The organism is Pseudomonas sp. NFACC14, from assembly GCF_900106885.1.
GTDB lineage: Bacteria > Pseudomonadota > Gammaproteobacteria > Pseudomonadales > Pseudomonadaceae > Aquipseudomonas > Aquipseudomonas fluorescens_AA.
On record NZ_FNOA01000021.1, the window covers coordinates 13,301 to 14,412 of the forward strand.

At 61.8% G+C, this 1,112-nt stretch carries 1 protein-coding gene; it reads left to right on the forward strand.

Features of this window, described 5'->3' with window-relative positions; all coding sequences use genetic code 11:
* The first annotated feature begins 86 nt into the window (after positions 1 to 86).
* Positions 87 to 821 (forward strand): thioesterase II family protein, encoded by a 735-nt coding sequence (locus tag BLU85_RS24125; protein WP_092204201.1) that lies wholly within the window; start codon positions 87 to 89, stop codon positions 819 to 821.
* Positions 822 to 1,112: the final 291 nt, after the last annotated feature.

The following is a 1,112-nucleotide window of genomic DNA, read 5'->3' on the forward strand; positions in this document are numbered from 1 at the left end:
AGATGGAGCGAACGTAACGGTTTTGACTAATTTTGTGGGTTACGATCTCGTTATCTTTCCTACACGACCGATCGGAGAAAACCGCAGTGACCCAACTGACCCTGCTGTGCCTGCCTTATTCCGGCGCCAGCGCGATGGTGTACAGCCGCTGGCGGCGCAAGTTGCCGCAATGGCTGCATGTGCAACCGGTGGAGTTGCCGGGACGCGGGGCGCGCTTCGACGAGCCGCTGCACACCGACATGGGCCCGTTGGCGATGCAACTGGCGCGGGAACTGTACCCGACGCTCCAGGCCCCGTACGCCTTGTTCGGCCACAGCCTGGGCGCGCTGCTGGCCTGCGAGATCGCCCATGCCCTGCGTGAGCTCGGCTGTCCGGAACCGGTGGCGCTGTTTGCCTCCGGCACCGCGGCGCCGACGATGCGGGCCGACTACGACCGCGGTTTCGCCAAGGCGAAAACCGACGCTGAGTTGATCGAGCAACTGCGTACCCTCAACGGCACGAGCGAGGAGATCCTGGCCAATGAAGAGCTGATGGCCCTGACCCTGCCGATCCTGCGGGCTGATTTTTTGTTGTGCGGACGCTTCCAGCCGCGGCAACGGCCGCTGCTCGACTGCCCGGTGCATGTGTTCGGCGGCACGGCCGACAAGGCCACCACGGAGCAACTGATGGGCTGGCGCCAGGAAACCACCGGCAGCTTCTCGGTGGACATGCTGGCGGGCGGGCACTTCTTCATTCACGAGCACGAGGCCAAGGTGCTGCGGCTGATCAAGGATCAGTTGAGCGTGCATCATCGGCGGCATGGGTTGGCCATCAGCGCCTGATTGGATTCCCAGCTCATTCAAATGCCTTCCCCACATTGGCTGGGGTGATCCATCCTCTGTGGGAGCGAGCTTGCTCGCGATGGCGTCGTGTCAGTCAGCGAACAGCAAGCTGACCCAGCGCTATCGCGAGCAAGCTCGCTCCCACAGGAGTGGTCCGCATCATTCTCGAAATCTCCGTCCTGCCCCCTTCCTGACACAAATTCCCAAACGCTAATTTTTCCGGCTTGCATTCGTTTCATAGGGACTACTTGCCTTTGTGCCTTGTGCCCACTGATTCCGGATACCCCAGAA